This is a genomic window from Arthrobacter sp. Y3221159 (genome assembly GCF_059089885.1).
On sequence record NZ_JBNHFC010000007.1, the window covers coordinates 57,013 to 74,741 of the forward strand.

The following is a 17,729-nucleotide window of genomic DNA, read 5'->3' on the forward strand; positions in this document are numbered from 1 at the left end:
TGTCTAGGCTACATTCCCCGGCTAGCGCCCGGTGAGGGACCAAGCGTCTTCGGACCCGTCGTCGTCATCGCCGTAGCCTCCCGGCGCGGTATCGGAGCCGTCGTAATATTCAGCCTTCTGCTTCCGCTGGTCCAGGTCCGCGGCCACCAGGTCCTCGGCGTAGCCGCCCTGGGCTATGTTTGCGTTGGCGTTGTCACTGAGGGCGGCAGTCTGGGAGTCTGCGGCGGCAGGAGTCTCCTGTCCCTTCAGGGCCGCCAGCACTGCGGCGAGGTCGTCCGGCTTCACCAGGACGTCGCGGGCCTTGGAGCCCTCAGACGGGCCCACCACTCCCCTGGATTCCAGCAAGTCCATGAGGCGGCCCGCCTTGGCGAAACCGACCCGGAGCTTGCGCTGGAGCATGGACGTGGAGCCGAACTGCGTGGTGACCACGAGTTCGGTGGCCTGCAGCAGCACCTCGAGGTCGTCTCCGATGTCGTCGTCGATCTGCTTCTTTTCCGCCTCGGGGGCAACGTCGTCGCGGTACACGGCCTGCAGCTGTGTCTTGACGTGTTCCACCACCTTGTGGATCTCGGACTCGGAGACCCAGGCGCCCTGAACGCGCATGGCCTTGGAGGCGCCCATGGGCAGGAAGAGCGCGTCGCCCTGGCCGATGAGCTTCTCCGCGCCGGGCTGGTCCAGCACCACGCGGGAGTCCGTGACGGACGAGGTTGCGAAGGCCATGCGGGAGGGCACGTTGGCCTTGATGAGGCCGGTCACCACGTCCACGGACGGACGCTGGGTGGCCAGGACCAGGTGGATGCCGGCGGCGCGGGCCAGCTGGGTGATGCGGACGATCGAGTCTTCCACGTCCCGCGGTGCCACCATCATGAGGTCCGCGAGCTCGTCCACGATCACCAGCAGGTAGGGGTAGGGCCGGATGACGCGCTTGGAGTCCGGCGGCGGCAGGACCTTGCCCGCCCGGACGGCCTTGTTGAAGTCGTCGATGTGCTTGAATCCGTAGTTGGCGAGGTCGTCGTAGCGGGCGTCCATCTCGCGCACCACCCATTGGAGTGCCTCGGCGGCCTTCTTGGGGTTGGTGATGATGGGGGTGATGAGGTGGGGTACGCCCTCGTAGGCGGTCAGTTCCACGCGCTTGGGGTCCACCATCACCATTCGGACCTCGTCAGGGGTGGCCCGCATGAGAATGGACGTGATCATGGAGTTCACGAAGGACGACTTGCCCGCACCGGTGGCGCCCGCCACCAGCAGGTGGGGCATTTTCGCGAGGTTGGCCACCACATAGCCGCCCTCCACGTCCTTGCCCACGCCCATCACCATGGGGTGGTCGGTGCGCCGGGCGTTCTGGCTGCGGAGGACGTCGCCCAGGGAGACGGTTTCACGGTCCGTGTTGGGGATCTCGATGCCGATGGCGGACTTGCCGGGGATCGGGCTCAGGATCCGCACGTCGCTGGAGGCGACTGCGTAGGAGATGTTCTTGGACAGGGCGGTGACCCGCTCCACCTTGGTGCCTGGCGCCAGCTCGATCTCGTAGCGGGTGACGGTGGGGCCGCGGCTGAAGCCGGTGACGGTGGCGTCCACGTTGAACTGCTGGAGGGTGTCGGTGAGGGCTGCCACGACGGCGTCATTGGCTTCGGTGCGCTCCTTGGGAATGGAGCCGGGTGTCAGGAAGTCCGACGCCGGAAGCGTGTACGTCACGTCCCCGGCCAAGGACAACTGTTCCGTGCGCTGTGGAATCGGGGTGGGTGGCGGCGCAGGCGCCACCGGGGTGGAGGGAACCTGGGGAGCGTTCGCGGGTGCCGCCGCCGCACCGGCCGCCATACCCGGGGTAATCATCGGGATGGCTTCGGTGGCATCCGCGGGAGCTTCAGCGCCGGCCGCACCCAGGCCCTGGGCGGCCTTGATTTTCTCGACGGCGATCTCGGCCTGCGTGGGTCGGCGGACGCCGGGGGCGGGGCGCGGAGCCGGGGAATCGTCGTCGTCGTCGATCACGGCGTGTTCGAACGCTTCGTCACCCACGTAGCCGTCGAGGCCGGCGTCTGGCTCCTCGTCCTTGCCGAAGAGGCGCCGTTTCTTCTTCTTGGGCGCAGCCGGCGCCGGGCGTTCAAGGTAGCTGCGGTCGTGCTTGTCCTGCTGGTCCTGGTCCATCAGGTCGATGCCCATGAGGTGCTCGTAGGCACCGCGCAGCCGCCGGGGGATGGCGGTGAAAGGCGTGGCGGTGATGATCAGCAGCGATACGAATGCCAGGAGCCCGTAGAGGACCAGCGGCACTGCCTGGTGGATGGCTGCCAGCGGGGTGGCCGCCAGGAAACCCAGCATGCCGCCCGCCTGGCGCAGGCCGTCGAAACCCTGCGCCACCGTCGGCTGCCCGCCCAGGATGTGGGCAAGCCCGCAGCCGGCGAAGGTCATGATGAGGAAGCCAATGCCCACCCTGTTGTTGCCGCGGCCGTCGGTGGGCTGGCGGAAGAGCCTGAAGGCGCAAGCGAAGAGCATCAGCGGGAGCAGCAGGGACATCCAGCCGAAGGTGCCGTTGACCACGGCATGGACGGCATCCGGGAACCAGCCGGTCAGCCCCCACCAGGCAAAGGTGGCGATGAAGACGCCGAGGGCAAGGTTGAACAGGGCTGCGCCGTCGCGCCGCTCTTCGGCGGGGAGGTCGCTGACGTCGTGGCCGATCCGCCGCACTCCCCCACCCACCAGGTGGCCCACGCCGAGCCAGGCGCCCCCCACCACCCGCAGCAGCCAGGGCTGGTGGTGTTCGACGGCGGGGAGTTGCCGCGTGCGGGCCGTGCTGGTGGAGCCTCCACCGCGGCCGGACTTGGATGCGGCCGAGCCGGAACCGCGGCCCGTGGAACTGCCGGATTTACTGCTGGAGCTGCCCCTGGCTGTTCCACTGCGCGCGGAAGTAGTACGTGTGGCCATAATAGCCACGCTACCGGAACGAGGCCGGTTTTCCGGGGATATCAGGGCCCGGGCCGCCCATGCCTGCCGCGGACGCAACAGGGCCCGGTTCCTTGAACCGGGCCCTGTTGGCAGCAACTCGGAGGGGCACGTTCAGTGGCGCTGCCGTGCCACAGTCCCGGGGCCGATCAGGCCTCGAGCACCACCGGGATGATCATGGGCTTGCGGCGCAGCTTGCGGTTGACCCACGTGCCCACCACCCGGCGGACCACCTGCTGGAGTTGGTGGGTGGTGTGGTCGGCGTGGTTGAGGACGGCTTCCTCCAGCGCGGCGTTGATCTTGGGAATGATGTCGTCAAAGACGGAATCGTCCTCGGCAACGCCGCGGGCGTGGATTTCCGGCCCGGACACCACCTTGCCCGTGGCCCGGTGGATCACGGTGATGATGGAGATGAAGCCTTCGTCGCCGAGGATCCGCCGGTCCTTAAGGTCGGCGTCGGTGATTTCGCCCACGCTGGAACCATCGACGTACACGAAGCCGACTTCCACCTGGCCCACCACGTCCGCCCGGTGGTCCTTGAGGTCCACCACGGTGCCGTTGTCCGCGAGGATGACGCTGGCTTCCGGGACGCCGGACTCGATGGCGATCTTGCCGTTGGCCAGCAGGTGCCGGGTTTCGCCGTGCACGGGCATGGCGTTCAGCGGCTCGAGGATGTTGTAGCAGTACAGCAGCTCACCCGCCGCGGCATGCCCTGAAACGTGGACTTTGGCGTTGCCCTTGTGGATCACGTCGGCGCCCAGTTTGAGGAGGCCGTTGATGATCCGGAACACGGCGTTCTCGTTCCCCGGAATCAGGCTGGAGGCCAGGATGACGGTGTCACCGTCACCCACCACCACGCGGTGGTCGCCGTTGGCCATCCGGGACAGGGCAGCCATGGGCTCGCCCTGGGATCCGGTGGACATGAGCACCACGCGGTTGTCCGGCAGGTTGTCGATGTTCTTGATGTCAACAATCAGGCCCGGCGGCACATCCAGGTAGCCGAGCTTCTCCGCAATGGCCATGTTCCGCACCATGGACCTGCCCACGAACGCGACCTTGCGGTTGTGCTTCGCCGCCGCATCCAGGACCTGCTGGACCCGGTGGACGTGGGAGGAGAAGGAGGCCACGATGATCCGCTTGCTGGCCTGGGCGAAGAGCCGTTCCAGCGTGGGGCCGATTTCCTTTTCCGCCGTGGTGAAGCCGGGGATGTCCGCATTGGTGGAGTCGGACATGAACAGGTCCACGCCCTCTTCGCCGAGCTTGGCGAAATGCCGCAGGTCAGTGATGCGGCCGTCCAGCGGGAGCTGGTCCATCTTGAAGTCGCCGGTATGCAGGACGGTGCCTCCGGCGGTGCGGATGAACACGGCCAGGGCATCGGGAATGGAGTGGTTGACGGCTACGAATTCGCACTCGAACGGCCCGAATTTCTCCACCTGGCCTTCCTCCACCGTGAGGGTGTAAGGCCGGATGCGGTGCTCCTGGAGCTTGGCCTCGATCAGGGCGAGGGTCAGCTGCGAGCCCACCAGGGGAATGTCGCCCCGTCGCTTCAGCAGGTACGGGACAGCGCCGATGTGGTCCTCGTGGCCGTGGGTGAGGACAACGGCCACAATATCGTCCAGCCGGTCCTCAATGTAGGAGAAGTCGGGCAGGATCAGGTCCACGCCAGGCTGGGTCTCCTCCGGAAAGAGGACTCCGCAGTCCACGACCAGCAGTTTGCCGTCGATTTCGAACACGGCCATGTTCCGGCCGATCTCCCCCAGGCCGCCGAGCGGAACGATCCGCAGCGTGCCGGCAGGCAGGCGGGGAGGGGTGACAAGGCCGGTTAGGGCGGTTTGGGTCATATTGCACTACTTTCCAGGGGAAGGGTGCCGGTCTTCACCTTCAGGAGTAGACCAGCCCCGCTTCCGCCAAATCCCCGCGGATGGTTTCGATCTCGGCTTCGTCCGGCTCCACGAGGGGCAAACGGACAATCGAGTTGGGCAGGACTCCCTGCCATTTAAGAATCTGCTTGGCCGCAACGGCACCCTGGACCCGGGTCATGGTGGCGCGGACTACCGGCTGGAGCTCGAAGTTGATCTTCCGGGCGGTGCCGAGGTCGTTGGCGTTGACGGCATCGATGAGCTCGCGGAACCGGCGGGTTGCCACGTGCGTGGTGACGCCCACCAGGCCGACGGCGCCCAGCGCCATCCAGGGCAGGGTCAGTCCGTCGTCGCCGGAGTAGAAGAGGAGGTCGGTTTCGGCCATGACGCGGGTGGCGGCGACGAGGTCGGCCTTGGCGTCCTTCACGGCCACGATGTTGGGGTGCTGCGCCAGGCGGATCATGGTGTCCGGCTCGATCGCGATGGAGGAGCGGCCCGGGATGTCGTACAGCATCACCGGGACGTCGACGGCGGAGGCGATGGTTTCGAAGTGGGCGCGCACGCCTGCCTGGCTGGGCTTGTTGTAGTACGGGGTGACCAGCAGGAGTCCGTCGACGCCGAGGGCTGCAGCCTGCTGGGAAAGGTGGACCGAGTGCGCTGTGTCGTTGGTGCCGGTGCCGGCGATGATGGCCGCACGTCCGCCCACGGCTTCCTTAACGGCGCGGAACATGCCGAGGTTCTCTTCGTCCGTGAGGGTGGAGGTCTCGCCGGTGGTTCCGGTGACCACCAGGCCGTCGCAGCCGTCGTCCACGAGCTTTGTGGCCAGCGCAGCCGCCTGCTCGTAGTCCACTGCGCCGTCCTTGGTGAACGGCGTGACCATGGCGGTCAGGAGGGTACCGAGGGCAGGGATGTGCGCGGAAGAGTCAGCCATGGAAAAAACGTTACCCTGTCCCCCGCTGGTTAGGACAATGCCACGGGCGTGATGCACGTCAAATGTCGTGCCGCCCGCCACCGAATGCCCGTTCACCATGCCGGAGGCGCAGGAGGGTGCTGCGCTGCAGGAGGCCGGCGACCACCTCGGTCCGGTTTCCTGCAGCACGCTTCAACGGCATCCCATCCGGGCTCCAGATTCCGCTCAGCCCGCACGACTCGCCCAGCGCGGTTTTGCCGGCGAGGTTGGCCAGCAGGGTGAACATCCGGTGGTCCATCGCGCGTGCCCCGAGGTGGAGGTCGAGCCTGCGCTCTTCACCGCGGGTGTACAGCGCGGAAATGCAGTAGGCGTCCGCTCCCCCCGCAGCGGCAGCGCCGGCATGCTCCGGGAAAGCGGCGTCAAAGCACAACGCGAGGGCAATCCGCCAGCCGTCGAGGACCATGACGTGCGGCCCGTCCCCCGGCACGAACAGCTCCTTTTCCTGGCCGTGAAGATAGGACTTGAAGGCACATTGTGTACTGCCGTCCGGATGCAGAACCAGCGAGGCCAGGCGGGGCGTACCGCCCGCCTCCCGGCAGGGGGCGCCGACCACGGCCGTGATTCCAGTCCGCCTGCAGATTTCACGGATGGGGCCAAGCCGGGCGTCTTCGGGAGCGATCCAGGTTTCGTTCCGGGACAGCAGGTCCAGGCGGTAGCCGGTCAGCGACAGCTCGGGGAACAAGGCCAGCCGGGCACCGTGCGCTTCGGCGTCTTCAATGAGGCGCACATGCTGGCCCACATTCTCCGCCACGCCTTCCACGGCCTCGTACTGGACGGTGGCCACGGTCAGGGTCCCGGCAGGTTCCATGAAGACGGATGGCAGCTCAGTCACGTTCCCATCCTAGGCGCGGCCTGAAACCTGTCGCCGGGCTCCGGTAGGCATTCTGCGCCGGGACCCGCTGCCCTTCCCGGGACACCGGGAACCCCCGGCCGGGGCTAATCCCCCGGGGAACCGCAGTAGCGTCCCACAGCTGCCTGCCGGAGGCCCTCCGCCCAGGAGGCCAGCCGCTGGGCCGCCCTGACATAATGGAGCAATTCCAGGGGCGTCAGTGCCTCAATGTCAGTCTCGGCGAGGCGGCGGGCCAGCTCGGCTCCCTCCGGCTGGCTGGAAAGGCTGATGCCTTCCTGTTCCCACTGGACATCTTCGGCCGGCCGCCCGGCGACCATCTGCCGGAAGAGGAAATCCACCACTCCCGGACTCATGGCTTTGAGGACACCGGCACTCCCGGACTCGATGCCTTCTGGCCCATCTCCTGGGATACCTCGCATTGGGGTGTGCATGCCGCCCATCGTATTCGAACATATATTCGAATACAAGGCTCCGCCGGGCCCTGCCATTTCCACTCCCCCTGCGCGCCGCTGCAAACGTTGTTGCACCGTGGCACTTGACAGCTAGTTCAAAGGCAGGTGTGAGACGATCGGCTCATGAGCTCCCGCACCCCGGCCAAAGCCTCCCGGAAGACCCGGGGCGCATCCGTTCCCGCACGGCTCTACGGCATCGACGCTGCCCGCGGGCTGGCACTGCTGGGAATGATGGCCACGCACCTGCTGCCCACCTTCGAGTCGAATGCGGACCTCACGCCCACCTGGATCGGCCTGACGTTTTCGGGCCGGGCCGCCGCGTTGTTCGCTGTATTGGCGGGGGTGGGGCTCGCCCTGTCTACCGGAAAGCACAAGCCCCTGGACGGCGGCGAACTCTCAGCCGCGCGCCGGGGCGTTGCCCTGCGCGCCCTGGTGATTGCCGCCGTCGGACTCACGCTGGGCGGGGTGGAAGTAAGCCTGGCGATCATCCTGGTCCATTACGCCGTGCTGTTCCTTTGTGTCCTGCCCTTCCTGGGCCTGCGGCTGAAGCATCTCTGCGCCTGGGCCGCGGCTTGGATCCTGGCGTCCCCCGTACTCGCCTACCTGCTGCGGCCTTGGCTGCTGGCCGCCGAACCGCCGCTAAGGCTGGGCCACAACCCGAAATGGGAAGACCTCGGCACACCCGGCCGGCTGCTCGCGGACCTGTTCTTCACCGGCTATTACCCGGTGTTCCAGTGGCTTTCCTACCTGCTGGTGGGCCTGGTGATCGGCCGCTTCATGCTCCACAAGGCGGTGGTTCCGGTGGTGCTCCTGGTGCTGGGGTCGGCAGTGGCCGTGGCAGCCAAGGCCCTGGGTGTGACGGCGATGGAAAGCTGGGGCGGGCGGGCCGCGCTTGAGCAGGCCCTCAATTCGCCCGGCTACCCGCTGGACAGCGTGCTCCAGGTGAATCTGATGGGCATCCCGCAGGAAGGATCGTGGTGGTGGCTGGCGTCCGCTGCGCCGCACTCGGCAACTACCTTGGACCTGCTGCACACTTCAGCCGTGGCAGCGGCCGTCATTGGCGCCTGCCTGCTGCTGGGACGGCTGGCCGAATGGGTGGACCTGGACCTGCTGCTCCCGCTGCGCGGGGCAGGCGCCATGACGCTGACCCTATACACGGTGCACGTCTGGGTGGTGTCCGGGTTCTACCTCAAGCCGCTGCCTGCCGGCTGGACGGAGGACGGGATGTACTTTGCGCACGCGGCGACGGCCATCATCGTGGGCATGGTGTTTGCGGTCTTGAAATGGCGCGGTCCGCTGGAATGGGTGGGCCACGCGGCGAGCCAGGCAGGCCGGGGCGAGCTCAAGGCCCTCCGCTGAGTTGAGCGTCCCCGGGCCGCCCGCGCGGCTGCCCAAGCCGCTACGACACGCGCAACCTGCTACGATGCCGGAACCTTGCCGCGGAACAGCCGGACGGCGTCGCGCATGGATGCCCTGGCACGCTTGCGGTCCCCGGCGGCGTCGTAGGCGCAGCTCAGCCGGAACCAGGAGCGCCAGTCATCAGGTGCGGCTTCAGCCTCGGCCCGGTACTTTTCAAACTCGGCATCGGCTGCCGCCCGGACGATCCGGCCGCCGGGAGTGCGGGGCAGTTCGTCCACGGGCAGGCCGCCCTCGGCCTCCAGCACCTTTGCCATCTGTTCAGTGCGGGCGCCAAACAGCAGTTCCCGGATCAGGGCCCACGCGCCGATCACGGGCAGAACCAGGTACGCGGCGCCGATGGCCTGGGCCGCCAGGTTTCTGTCCGTCAAGAGCAGGATGGAACGCTGGAAGGACACCACCAGGTAGAAGACCAGTAGCAGGGTCACCGCACCCACCCAGATCTTGGTGCGGTTCTTCCGGAAAGCCGCCAGGAACCCGCCCATGGCTAGATTCCCAGGTCCAGATAGCCGTCCAGGCCCACGGTGAGGCCGGGATGGGCTGCCACATTCCGCACGCCCAGGAGGACGCCGGGCATGAAGGAAGCGCGGTCGTAGGAATCGTGCCTGAACGTCAACTGCTCACCGGGACCGCCCAGCAGGACTTCCTGGTGGGCCACCAGCCCGCGCAGCCGCACGCTGTGCACCCGCACGCCGTCCACCTCGCACCCCCTGGCGCCGGCCAGTTCGCTGGTAGTGGCATCGGGGCTGGGCGGAACCTCGGCGGCACTGCGTTCAGCGGCGATCAGCTGCGCGGTGCGGACGGCCGTGCCAGAGGGCGCATCCACCTTGTCCGGGTGATGCAGTTCGATGATCTCCACGGATTCGAAGTACTTTGAGGCCTTCGCAGCGAACGCCGAGGCGAGGACTGAGCCCACGGCAAAGTTGGGGGCGATGAGCACACCGGTTTCCGGGTGTTCGGCCAGCAGCGCCTCCAGCGCGGAGAGGCGGCCGGCGTCCCAGCCCGTGGTGCCCACAACGGCATGGATCCCGTGTTCAACGGCGAACCGGACGTTTGCCTCGGTGCTTTCCGGCACTGTCAGGTCCACCAGGTACTGCGCTCCGGCGGCGGTGACCTGGTCCAGGGAATCGCCCCGTCCCAATGCTGCGACGAGCTTCATGTCGGGTGCGGCTTCAACGGCTTTCACGGCTTCGGCGCCCATGCGTCCGTTGGCGCCGAGCACGGCCACCAGCTTGGGATCGGAGTGTTGTTGGGTCATGCCTTAACCCTACCGGCGGGCCTGCCGGGGCAAGGAACCGGAGGGTGTGCGTTACCTCGCAGGACCATGTGCGGACCCAGCGGAGGTGGGTTCAGGCGCCGGCGCCGACCCACTCCACCGTTCCGTCCGAGAAGAACTGTTCCTTCCAGATGGGCACCTGTTCCTTGATCCGGTCCACCAGCTCCGAGCACACGGCGAAGGCCTGGCCTCGGTGGGCTGCAGAGACTGCACAGACCAGTGCGGGGTCGCCGATTTCGAGCATGCCGATCCGGTGGGCGGCCCAGATGCGGACGGGTTGTGCCGCCGGGTCTCCGGTGCCTGCGTCCCCGGCTGTGCCGGACGCCGCGTCTTGCTCGGCCACAAGGCGCGCGACGACGTCGGACATTACCTGATGTGCCGTGGGGTGCGCACTGTAGCTAAGGCGGTTGACCTGCTTCCCGCCGTCGTGGTTGCGCACGACGCCGCTGAAGCTCACCACGGCGCCCGCGGTATCGCTCTCCACGGCGGCGATCGCTTGGTCTACGGAGATTGGTTCCGCGCTTAGGACGGCGGAAACCACCTCGAATGCTTCAGTGCCCATGTCCGCCTTCCAGTTGGTCGCAGAGGTGTCCGATCACCGGGTCCAGGACGGCCAGTCCGTCCATGACCCCTTTTGGTGAGCCGGGGAGATTAACAATAAACGTACTCTTGGCCGCACCGGCATACCCGCGGCTCAGGGCTGCCAGCGGCGTCTTCGCGGCGCCGGCACGCCTGATCGCTTCCATGATGCCGGGGATCTCGCGGTCCAGCAGGGGAAGCGTGACTTCGGGGGTGCGGTCGTCCGGGCTCAGGCCGGTCCCGCCGCTGGTGATGACGACGGCGGGACGTTGGGTCAGGAGGGCGCGGATGGCGGCGCCCACAGGCTCCCCGTCGGGGACCACCATGGCGGGGTACACGTCAAAGCCGTGTTCAATCAGCCAGTCGGAAATCACGGGCCCGGTTTCGTCGTCGTAGATCCCGGCGGCCGCCCGGGTGGAGGCGATGACCACCCCGGCTTTCCGGCCCTGGACCTCGCCGTGCCGGTGCGGTTCGGGAGCACTGTGCGTGGCATGGATGGTCACAGGGCCCAGTCTCCACTCTTGCCGCCGCTCTTGGCCAGCACCTTGATGTCGGTGAGAACGGCGTGCTTGTCCACCGCCTTGATCATGTCGTACAGGCTCAGGGCGGCCACCGATGCTGCGGTGAGCGCCTCCATCTCCACGCCGGTGACTCCGCGCGTCTTCACGGTGGCCACGATGATGACGGACTCCGCGGCCAGCTCAAAATCCACCGTGACCTTGGACAAAGGCAGCGGATGGCACAGCGGAACCAGTTCGGGAGTCTTTTTCGCGGCCATGATCCCGGCAACCCTCGCGACGGCCAGGGCATCACCCTTGGGAAGCCCGCCGGAGCCGAGGAGGCCCATCACCTCCGCTGTGGTGTTGACGGTTGCGGTGGCCGTTGCCTCGCGGGTGGTCTCTGCTTTGGTGGAGACGTCCACCATCTGGGCGCTGCCGTCCTGGCGAAGATGTGTCAGGGCGCCGGGGGTTTGTTCTGAATTCACAGCATCCATACTTCCACCTCATCCCCGGCAGCGAGGGCGGCTACGCCCTCGGGAACATGCACCAGCACATTCGATCCGGCCAGGGCGTGCATCAAGTGCGAACTTTCGCCGCCCTCAAGCTGCACCGTACCGTCGGGCCGGAGCCTGCCGCGCCGCACCTGGTGCTTGTGTTCAGGCGACGTCAGCGGGTGGCCCAGGCGGGCCCGGACCGGCATCCGGGCGGCCGGTGCACCGAGCAACTGCGAGAGGGCTGGGCGGAGGAACATTTCGAAGGAGACCAGGCAGCTCACGGGATTGCCGGGAAAACCGAGGAACGGAGTGCCCTCAAAGGTGCCGATTCCCTGCGGGCCGCCGGGCTGCATTGCCACGTGCAGGAATTCCACCGGCTGGTCCGCCATCGCCTGCCGGACCACCTCATAGGCGCCCTTGCTCACTCCGCCGGTGGTGACGATCAGGTCCGCCCTGGCCCCCTGGTTCCGCAGCAGGGTGTGCAGTTCTTCGGGATTGTCGGTGGAGATACCTGCGCGCAGGACCCGCAGCCCCGCCTGGGTCATGGCGGCTTCCAGGAGCGTGCCGTTGGAGTCGTAGATCTTGCCGGCCGGAAGGTCCCGGCCCGGCTCCACTACCTCGTCCCCGGTGGTGACCAGCAGGACGGTGGGCGACTGGTAAACGGTGACCTCGGGGACGCCGAGGGCGGCCAGCAGCCCCAGCTGGGCAGGGCCGAGGAAGGTGCGGGCGGCCAGGGCCTGCTGCCCCGCCGCAATATCGCTTCCAACCTCGCGTACATAAGTGCCGGGGGCGGCGGCAGGCAGCTTTACCCACCCCGCGCCGCCCGGCGGAAGGAAATGGTCCGGGCTGGCCCGTTCAATAGGTACGACGGCGTCGGCACCTTCCGGGATCATCGCGCCTGTCATGATGGGCGCCGCGGTTCCGGCTTCCAGGGTTGCGGCGCCGGCGCCCGCCGGAACGGGAGCCGCGACGCCAAGTTCCCTACCGCCGTCGGGCACGTCGCTGGAGCGGATGGCGTATCCGTCCATCTGCGAGTTGGCGAAGGGCGGGAGGCTGATTGGCGCCGTGAGGTCCTCCACGAGGCCGCGCCCGAGGGCCTTGGACAGCGGGAGGAGTTCAGTCCGGGCGGAGTCCCGTAAGGGGCGAAGGAGTTCCGTGACGGCTGCCAGGTGGCTGTCGGTGGACCTTGCCCGGCCCTTCTGTGGGCCGTGCGGGTACGTGCTGGTCATGGATGTGCCTTCGGTTGCGGCCGTCAGGGTTTCACGTCCACTCTAACCGTGTGGAAACCGGTAGCCCCGTCGGGCGCCACCGGCCGCTGCTCCTCGTCCTGGCTTGCGCCGCGAAGATCCGTGGCACGCACCTGCACCTCGTACTGCCCCGGAACCAGGTCCACCTCCAGCGTCCACTGGTACCAGGTGTCCACGGAGATGCCTGGTGCGAGCCTGGCTTCCCGCCACGGGCCGCGGTTGACGCGGAGTTCCACTTTCCCAATGCCGATGTGCTGCGCCCAGGCGACGCCGCCGAAAGTGACGGTGCCAGCCGGCACGGACCGGCCCCCGCGGGGCACGTCGATCCTGGACGAGGTCTTGATGGGGCCCCGCTCGGACCAGCCGCGCGGGGTCCAGTAGGCGGCGTCGTCGGCAAACCTGGTGACTTTGAGTTCGGTGACCCACTTGGTGGCCGAGACGTATCCGTAGAGCCCTGGCACCACCAGCCGGACAGGAAAGCCGTGCTCAAGTGGCAGGGGCTCGCCGTTCATGCCGACGGCGAGCAGCGCGTCACGGCTGTCCGTCAGGACCTCCAGCGGGGTGCCGGCGGTCCAGCCGTCGGCACTGCGGGAAAGCACCATATCCGCTCCGGGGCGGGGTCCGGCTTGGGCGAGAAGCTCCCGGACGGGCCAGCCCAGCCAGCGGGCGTTGCCGATCAGATCACCGCCCACCGGGTTGGAGACGCAGGCGATGGTCACATGACGCTCGATGAGGGGCTTGGCCAGGAGCGACGCGAAGTCCAGCTCCACTTCTCGTTCAACCATCCCGGTGACTCTCATAACCCAGGTGTCCGGATTGACTGCGGGCACGGACAACGCCGTATCGATGCGGTAGAAGTCCCGGTTGGGAGTGACCAGGGGCTGCATCCCCTCCACTCCGGCTTCAGCGCCGGCAGGTATGGGCGGGGCGGCCGATGCTGCTGCCGGCAGCCTCAGCCGCTCCCGGGCGTCATGCACTCCTGCCGTGGCGCCGCGCCAGGCTACAGCAAGGACTCCGCCCGCCGCGGTGGCAAGCGCACCACCTCCAAGGTTCCGCAGGAACCGGCGCCGCGCGGTGCCTTCCGTTCCTGCCAAGGCTGCCGCGTCAAGCCTGCGGACCAGGAACCGCAGCAGTACGGCCACCAGGACGGCAGTCGCTGCCGGCAAGGCAAGTGCTGCGGGCGTCAGCTGCGCCCTCGTCAAAACCGCGGCCACTCCCACCAGCCCAAAGACACCCACCACCGCCACGCTGGCGAAGCGCCGCCTGGCCTCGAGGTTCCCCGCCACCGCAGCGAGGGCCGCGATAACCAGGCCCATGCCAGCCAGAAGGGCGGCCTTGTCCGCTGTGCCGAACAACGCCACCGCCCAGTCCTTGACACCCGGCGGGACAGCGTCGATGACGGCGCCGCCTACAGCCGTCATCGGCGACAGGGAAGGGCTCAGGATGCCCGCCAGGAGTTCCCCTAGCACCACTGCGGCACCGACGGCAACCACGCCGGCGGCGGACGCAAAGCGGCGGCGCTGGCGTTCCGTGAACTGTTGCTCCACGTTGGCAGCCACGGGCCCTTCAAGGCCCGTGCCGCCGTCGTGCGCTGCCTGCTGCTGCCGGGAACTGTCCACATGTCCAGCATAGGTTTGCGGGTGGCCGCAAGCGCCGGTGTGTTTCGGAATGGTCCTGCTGGGCGCGGACACGAATGTGATCTACAGCCCATCGTGGCGTAGCCTGATTTCATGAGTGTCCAGCTAGGCATGCCGCAGCCGCGGGAGGATGCCGGACTGTCCGTGCCGGCAGCCCGTCCTGCCGGCGCGGGCGCCGGACTTGTGGACCGCTACGGGCGCCGTGCCACTGACATGCGGTTATCCCTGACGGACAAGTGCAACCTCCGCTGCACGTACTGCATGCCTGCAGAGGGCCTCGAATGGCTCGCGAAGCAGGCGGTCATGTCCGCCGCCGAAATTGTCCGCATTGTCCGGGTCGGCGTGGAGCAGTTGGGAGTCCGCGAACTGCGGCTGACCGGTGGTGAGCCGCTGGTGCGGCACGACCTGGTGGACGTCATTGCGGAACTGCGGCGGAACCATCCTGACCTGCCGATCTCCATGACCACCAACGCAGTGGGGCTTGCCAGGAAGGCCGCGCCGCTCAAGGCCGCCGGACTGACGCGCATCAACGTGTCCCTGGACTCGCTGCACGAGGAAACATTCACCAAGCTGACCCGCCGCCCGTTCCTGGACCAGGTCCTGGCCGGGGTGGATGCGGCGTGGGCGGCCGGGCTTGGTCCGGTCAAGCTCAACGCGGTCCTTATGCGCGGCATCAATGACGCCGAAGCGCCGTCGCTGCTCGCCTGGGCGCTGGATCGGGGTTACGAGCTGCGGTTCATCGAGCAGATGCCGCTGGACGCCGACCATGGCTGGACCCGCCGCAACATGATCACCGCGGCCGAGATCCGCGGGCTGCTGTCTTCCGACTTTGTCCTCACCCCCGATCCGCGAGCCCGAGACGGTGCTCCCGCGGAACGCTTTGAAGTACGACGGCGGGCGGCGGGGTCTGCTGCTCCTACGGATGGCCCCGTGCTGGGAACAGTCGGCATCATTGCTTCGGTCACGGAGCCCTTCTGCTCGGACTGCCGCAGGACCCGCATCACAGCCGAGGGCAAGATCATGAGCTGCCTGTTTTCGCGGGAGGAATTCGACCTCCTGGGCCTCCTGCGGTCCGGCGCCAGCGATGACGACCTCGCCCGCCGGTGGCAGGACGCCATGTGGCTCAAGCCAAAGGCCCACGGCATGGACCACGTGGGACTCGACGCTCCGGACTTCGTCCAGCCGGACCGCAGCATGAGCGCCATCGGGGGCTAGCAGTTTATGAACGTACGTTACTTCGCTGCCGCACGTGCAGCCGCAGGCCTCGAGGAAGAGAAGTTCGACCTGCCTGAGGGCACTACGGTGGCCGGGCTGCTGGAGGCTATACAGTCCGTGGAGCGGCCGGAACCTCCAGCCGGTACCCCTTCGCTCCCCCGTATCCTCTCCCGGAGCAGCTTCCTGCTCAATGAGGTGGCGGTGCGCGACCAGTCAACCGTTGTGGGGCCGGAAGATGTGATTGACGTGCTGCCTCCGTTCGCCGGCGGATAAAGCCCGCAACGCGCCTTAGTTCCGCACCGCGCCTTATTTCCGTAGCTGCTCCGTAGCCGCCTGTGGACTATCCGCCCGCTGGTCCTGCCGCGGATCAGGCCGCTGAAGCGATGCGGGCCAGAATGTCAGTGCCTCCGGCGATGATTCTCCTATGGGAAACGGCGCAGCCACAAACGGCGCGATCACAGCAGCACCGATGGAAGGTGTTTTTGCCACCATGGCTGCCATCAACGCGCTGTTCCTCCTTGACGCCCGTCTGCAAGATCCCGAGAACTCCGGCACGGGCACGGATGTGCTCCAACGTGCCTACGAGATCCGGCTGGACCGCCTGGCTTTGATAGCAAAGCTCGAGGCGCAGGTCGCCGCCCTCAAGGCCCGCGACGCCGCCCAGTCCCTCGACCTGCAGCAGGCCCTGACCCCACCCGACGCCTCCACCCACGACCGCACCTACACGGAAATATCAGCGGTGGAAGAGCTCGCCGGGATCCTGACCATCAGCGCCGGGGCCGCAGGGGCGTTCCTCACCCAGGCCCGGCGGGTCTGCTCCCTCCCCTCCGTCTACGGGAATCTGTCTTCGGGGGCGTTGTCCTGGCAGGGCGCCAAGATCATCGCTGACGAAACAGAGGCCCTGCACCATACCGCCGCCGTGGCCCTCGCGGACCACTTCCTGGACCCGGACGCACCGAACCCGGCCCGGGGCTGCCCCGCCACCGCCCTCGTACCGTCCCGGCTCCGGGCCAAGGTCCGCGCCTGGCGCGAACGCCACCACCCCGACTCCATCGAAAAACGCCACGCTAAATCCGTGGCCGACCGGCGGGTCGAGTTCCACCGGGACCGTGACGGCATGGCCTGGATCTCCGCCTACCTCCCCGCCGACTCCGCCACGGCGATCTGGAACAAGAACACCGCCATCGCCCGCGGCCTGCAAGGACCCACCGAGACCCGGACCCTGCCCCAGATCAAGGCTGACGAGTTCGCCCGCCGCCTCCTCTCACACACCACCACTAGCAGTACAGCCAACGCAGCCAGCGCAGACAGCGCAGCCAGCGGCGCGAACATAGCAGGCACCCTGGAGAGCGGTGCGAACACGGCAGTCAACCAGGGCAATGAACAACTTGCTGTCATCGGAGAACACATACCCGATGCCTTCATCGGGGTCGCCACACTCTCAGGCTCCGACGAACTGGCAGCGGACCTCAGCATTCCCGACAGCCTGGCTGCGCCCTCCCACCAGCCCAGCGGCACTGCCGGCAGCTACAGCAATATCGCGACCACCCCAATTGAGGGCGACTCCAGCCTCGGGAAAGTCCCGACACCCCGCGCCGACGTGCTGGTGACCGTCCCCGTGTTCGCCCTGATCGGCCAAACGGACGAACCAGCCAGCCTCGACGGATACGGCCCTATCCCCGCGTCCATGGCCCGCAAACTCCTCACCGACGGCGCTGACTCCTTCACCCGGATCCTCGTCGACCCCCGCGACGGCGCACCCCTCGAGATAGGCCGCACCAGCTACCGGATCACCAAAGCAATGCGACAAGCCCTGACCCTGCGGGACGGCAAATGCACCTTCCCCGGCTGCAACAACAACTCCCTCGACAACGAAGCCGATCACCTCACCGCCTGGCAACACGGCGGAACAACCGGCATCAGCAACCTGGCACAACTCTGCCCAAAACACCACCGCCTGAAGCACAACAGCGGCTGGGCACCCGCGCAGGCAACAGAAAACCAACCACCCGGTTATACGTCACCCACCGGCCGACACTACCCAAGCGAACAACCAGATTGGGAACCACCTCAATGGCCCCCGGGATGGACCTCCACGATATTCCTCCGGACTCCCTCACGTGGGACGACGCAGCTTGGGACAGCTACTACTCCACGCCCTCCATCCTGCTGGCGGATCCGGACAGGGACTGGGACTCGAGCGCAGAAGCCCTCAAACTCTTGGCCATGCAAGACCCAACCCCAGCAACCACCTGGCGCCATGCGCGTCTCCTAACCCGATATGACAACGGCGCTCC

At 67.4% G+C, this 17,729-nt stretch carries 16 protein-coding genes; 4 read left to right on the forward strand and 12 right to left on the reverse strand.

The window, feature by feature from the left end; all coding sequences use genetic code 11:
- Positions 1-21: 21 nt before the first annotated feature.
- From AC5RT3_RS08960 to AC5RT3_RS08980, 5 genes are all read right to left on the reverse strand, one after another.
- Positions 22-2,919 carry an FtsK/SpoIIIE family DNA translocase gene (locus AC5RT3_RS08960; RefSeq protein ID WP_494123999.1) on the reverse strand — a complete coding sequence of 966 codons (2,898 nt, stop codon included), beginning with the start codon at positions 2,917-2,919 and terminating at the stop codon, positions 22-24.
- A 167-nt stretch (positions 2,920-3,086) separates the two neighbouring features.
- Positions 3,087-4,778: a ribonuclease J gene (locus tag AC5RT3_RS08965; RefSeq protein WP_494124000.1), complete on the reverse strand. Its 1,692-nt coding sequence runs from the start codon at positions 4,776-4,778 to the stop codon at positions 3,087-3,089.
- Between the two features lie 40 nt (positions 4,779-4,818).
- Positions 4,819-5,727 (reverse strand): 4-hydroxy-tetrahydrodipicolinate synthase, encoded by a 909-nt coding sequence (gene dapA / locus AC5RT3_RS08970; RefSeq protein WP_494010426.1) that lies wholly within the window; start codon positions 5,725-5,727, stop codon positions 4,819-4,821.
- A gap of 58 nt (positions 5,728-5,785) precedes the next feature.
- Complete coding sequence (locus AC5RT3_RS08975; RefSeq protein WP_494124001.1) at positions 5,786-6,598, reverse strand: carbon-nitrogen hydrolase family protein; 813 nt, start codon at positions 6,596-6,598, stop codon at positions 5,786-5,788.
- A gap of 104 nt (positions 6,599-6,702) precedes the next feature.
- A complete protein-coding gene (locus AC5RT3_RS08980; protein WP_494124002.1) occupies positions 6,703-6,969 on the reverse strand; it encodes a hypothetical protein in 267 nt (88 codons plus the stop codon).
- Positions 6,970-7,191: 222 nt separating this feature from the next.
- On the opposite strand from AC5RT3_RS08980, the gene AC5RT3_RS08985 reads away from it, so the two are divergent.
- Complete coding sequence (locus AC5RT3_RS08985) at positions 7,192-8,427, forward strand: heparan-alpha-glucosaminide N-acetyltransferase domain-containing protein (RefSeq protein ID WP_494124003.1); 1,236 nt, start codon at positions 7,192-7,194, stop codon at positions 8,425-8,427.
- A gap of 59 nt (positions 8,428-8,486) precedes the next feature.
- Here the strand turns inward: AC5RT3_RS08985 and AC5RT3_RS08990 are convergent, their stop codons facing one another.
- The 7 genes from AC5RT3_RS08990 to AC5RT3_RS09020 all read right to left on the reverse strand — a co-directional run bounded on the left by AC5RT3_RS08990 (position 8,487) and on the right by AC5RT3_RS09020 (position 14,001).
- The gene (locus AC5RT3_RS08990) at positions 8,487-8,969 is read right to left on the reverse strand and encodes a hypothetical protein (RefSeq protein WP_494010430.1); all 483 of its coding nucleotides are present in this window, start codon (positions 8,967-8,969) and stop codon (positions 8,487-8,489) included.
- 2 nt (positions 8,970-8,971) lie between these two features.
- On the reverse strand, positions 8,972-9,742 hold the full coding sequence (gene dapB / locus AC5RT3_RS08995; RefSeq protein ID WP_494051571.1) for a 4-hydroxy-tetrahydrodipicolinate reductase: 771 nt from the start codon (positions 9,740-9,742) through the stop codon (positions 8,972-8,974).
- Between the two features lie 91 nt (positions 9,743-9,833).
- Positions 9,834-10,322 carry a molybdenum cofactor biosynthesis protein MoaE gene (locus AC5RT3_RS09000; protein WP_494010432.1) on the reverse strand — a complete coding sequence of 163 codons (489 nt, stop codon included), beginning with the start codon at positions 10,320-10,322 and terminating at the stop codon, positions 9,834-9,836.
- Positions 10,312-10,842 carry a MogA/MoaB family molybdenum cofactor biosynthesis protein gene (locus tag AC5RT3_RS09005; protein WP_494010433.1) on the reverse strand — a complete coding sequence of 177 codons (531 nt, stop codon included), beginning with the start codon at positions 10,840-10,842 and terminating at the stop codon, positions 10,312-10,314. Before AC5RT3_RS09005 ends, AC5RT3_RS09000 begins: the two co-directional genes overlap by 11 nt.
- Positions 10,839-11,333: a cyclic pyranopterin monophosphate synthase MoaC gene (moaC, locus tag AC5RT3_RS09010; RefSeq protein ID WP_494051570.1), complete on the reverse strand. Its 495-nt coding sequence runs from the start codon at positions 11,331-11,333 to the stop codon at positions 10,839-10,841. Before moaC ends, AC5RT3_RS09005 begins: the two co-directional genes overlap by 4 nt.
- Positions 11,321-12,562, reverse strand: a complete 1,242-nt coding sequence (locus tag AC5RT3_RS09015; RefSeq protein ID WP_494051569.1) for a molybdopterin molybdotransferase MoeA — start codon at positions 12,560-12,562, stop codon at positions 11,321-11,323. Before AC5RT3_RS09015 ends, moaC begins: the two co-directional genes overlap by 13 nt.
- A gap of 23 nt (positions 12,563-12,585) precedes the next feature.
- On the reverse strand, positions 12,586-14,001 hold the full coding sequence (locus AC5RT3_RS09020) for a molybdopterin-dependent oxidoreductase (RefSeq protein ID WP_494124040.1): 1,416 nt from the start codon (positions 13,999-14,001) through the stop codon (positions 12,586-12,588).
- A 309-nt stretch (positions 14,002-14,310) separates the two neighbouring features.
- Here AC5RT3_RS09020 and moaA point away from each other — a divergent pair, with 309 nt between their 5' ends.
- The 3 genes from moaA to AC5RT3_RS09035 all read left to right on the forward strand — a co-directional run bounded on the left by moaA (position 14,311) and on the right by AC5RT3_RS09035 (position 17,707).
- Entirely contained in the window at positions 14,311-15,432 is a 1,122-nt protein-coding gene (gene moaA, locus AC5RT3_RS09025; RefSeq protein WP_494124004.1) for a GTP 3',8-cyclase MoaA, read from the forward strand.
- 6 nt (positions 15,433-15,438) lie between these two features.
- Positions 15,439-15,705 (forward strand): MoaD/ThiS family protein, encoded by a 267-nt coding sequence (locus AC5RT3_RS09030; RefSeq protein WP_494124005.1) that lies wholly within the window; start codon positions 15,439-15,441, stop codon positions 15,703-15,705.
- A 151-nt stretch (positions 15,706-15,856) separates the two neighbouring features.
- The gene (locus AC5RT3_RS09035) at positions 15,857-17,707 is read left to right on the forward strand and encodes an HNH endonuclease signature motif containing protein (RefSeq protein ID WP_494124006.1); all 1,851 of its coding nucleotides are present in this window, start codon (positions 15,857-15,859) and stop codon (positions 17,705-17,707) included.
- Positions 17,708-17,729: the final 22 nt, after the last annotated feature.

What these genes read in the sequence shown, in the direction of transcription:
- AC5RT3_RS08960 (WP_494123999.1), bottom strand. Translation starts at nt 2,919, where the DNA reads ATGGCCACACGTACTACTTCCGCGCGCAGTGGAACAGCCAGGGGCAGC.
- AC5RT3_RS08965 (WP_494124000.1), bottom strand. Translation starts at nt 4,778, where the DNA reads ATGACCCAAACCGCCCTAACCGGCCTTGTCACCCCTCCCCGCCTGCCT.
- dapA (WP_494010426.1), bottom strand. Translation starts at nt 5,727, where the DNA reads ATGGCTGACTCTTCCGCGCACATCCCTGCCCTCGGTACCCTCCTGACC.
- AC5RT3_RS08980 (WP_494124002.1), bottom strand. Translation starts at nt 6,969, where the DNA reads ATGAGTCCGGGAGTGGTGGATTTCCTCTTCCGGCAGATGGTCGCCGGG.
- AC5RT3_RS08985 (WP_494124003.1), top strand. Translation starts at nt 7,192, where the DNA reads ATGAGCTCCCGCACCCCGGCCAAAGCCTCCCGGAAGACCCGGGGCGCA.
- AC5RT3_RS08990 (WP_494010430.1), bottom strand. Translation starts at nt 8,969, where the DNA reads ATGGGCGGGTTCCTGGCGGCTTTCCGGAAGAACCGCACCAAGATCTGG.
- dapB (WP_494051571.1), bottom strand. Translation starts at nt 9,742, where the DNA reads ATGACCCAACAACACTCCGATCCCAAGCTGGTGGCCGTGCTCGGCGCC.
- AC5RT3_RS09000 (WP_494010432.1), bottom strand. Translation starts at nt 10,322, where the DNA reads ATGGGCACTGAAGCATTCGAGGTGGTTTCCGCCGTCCTAAGCGCGGAA.
- moaC (WP_494051570.1), bottom strand. Translation starts at nt 11,333, where the DNA reads ATGGATGCTGTGAATTCAGAACAAACCCCCGGCGCCCTGACACATCTT.
- AC5RT3_RS09015 (WP_494051569.1), bottom strand. Translation starts at nt 12,562, where the DNA reads ATGACCAGCACGTACCCGCACGGCCCACAGAAGGGCCGGGCAAGGTCC.
- AC5RT3_RS09020 (WP_494124040.1), bottom strand. Translation starts at nt 14,001, where the DNA reads ATGACGGCTGTAGGCGGCGCCGTCATCGACGCTGTCCCGCCGGGTGTC.
- moaA (WP_494124004.1), top strand. Translation starts at nt 14,311, where the DNA reads ATGAGTGTCCAGCTAGGCATGCCGCAGCCGCGGGAGGATGCCGGACTG.
- AC5RT3_RS09030 (WP_494124005.1), top strand. Translation starts at nt 15,439, where the DNA reads ATGAACGTACGTTACTTCGCTGCCGCACGTGCAGCCGCAGGCCTCGAG.
- AC5RT3_RS09035 (WP_494124006.1), top strand. Translation starts at nt 15,857, where the DNA reads ATGGGAAACGGCGCAGCCACAAACGGCGCGATCACAGCAGCACCGATG.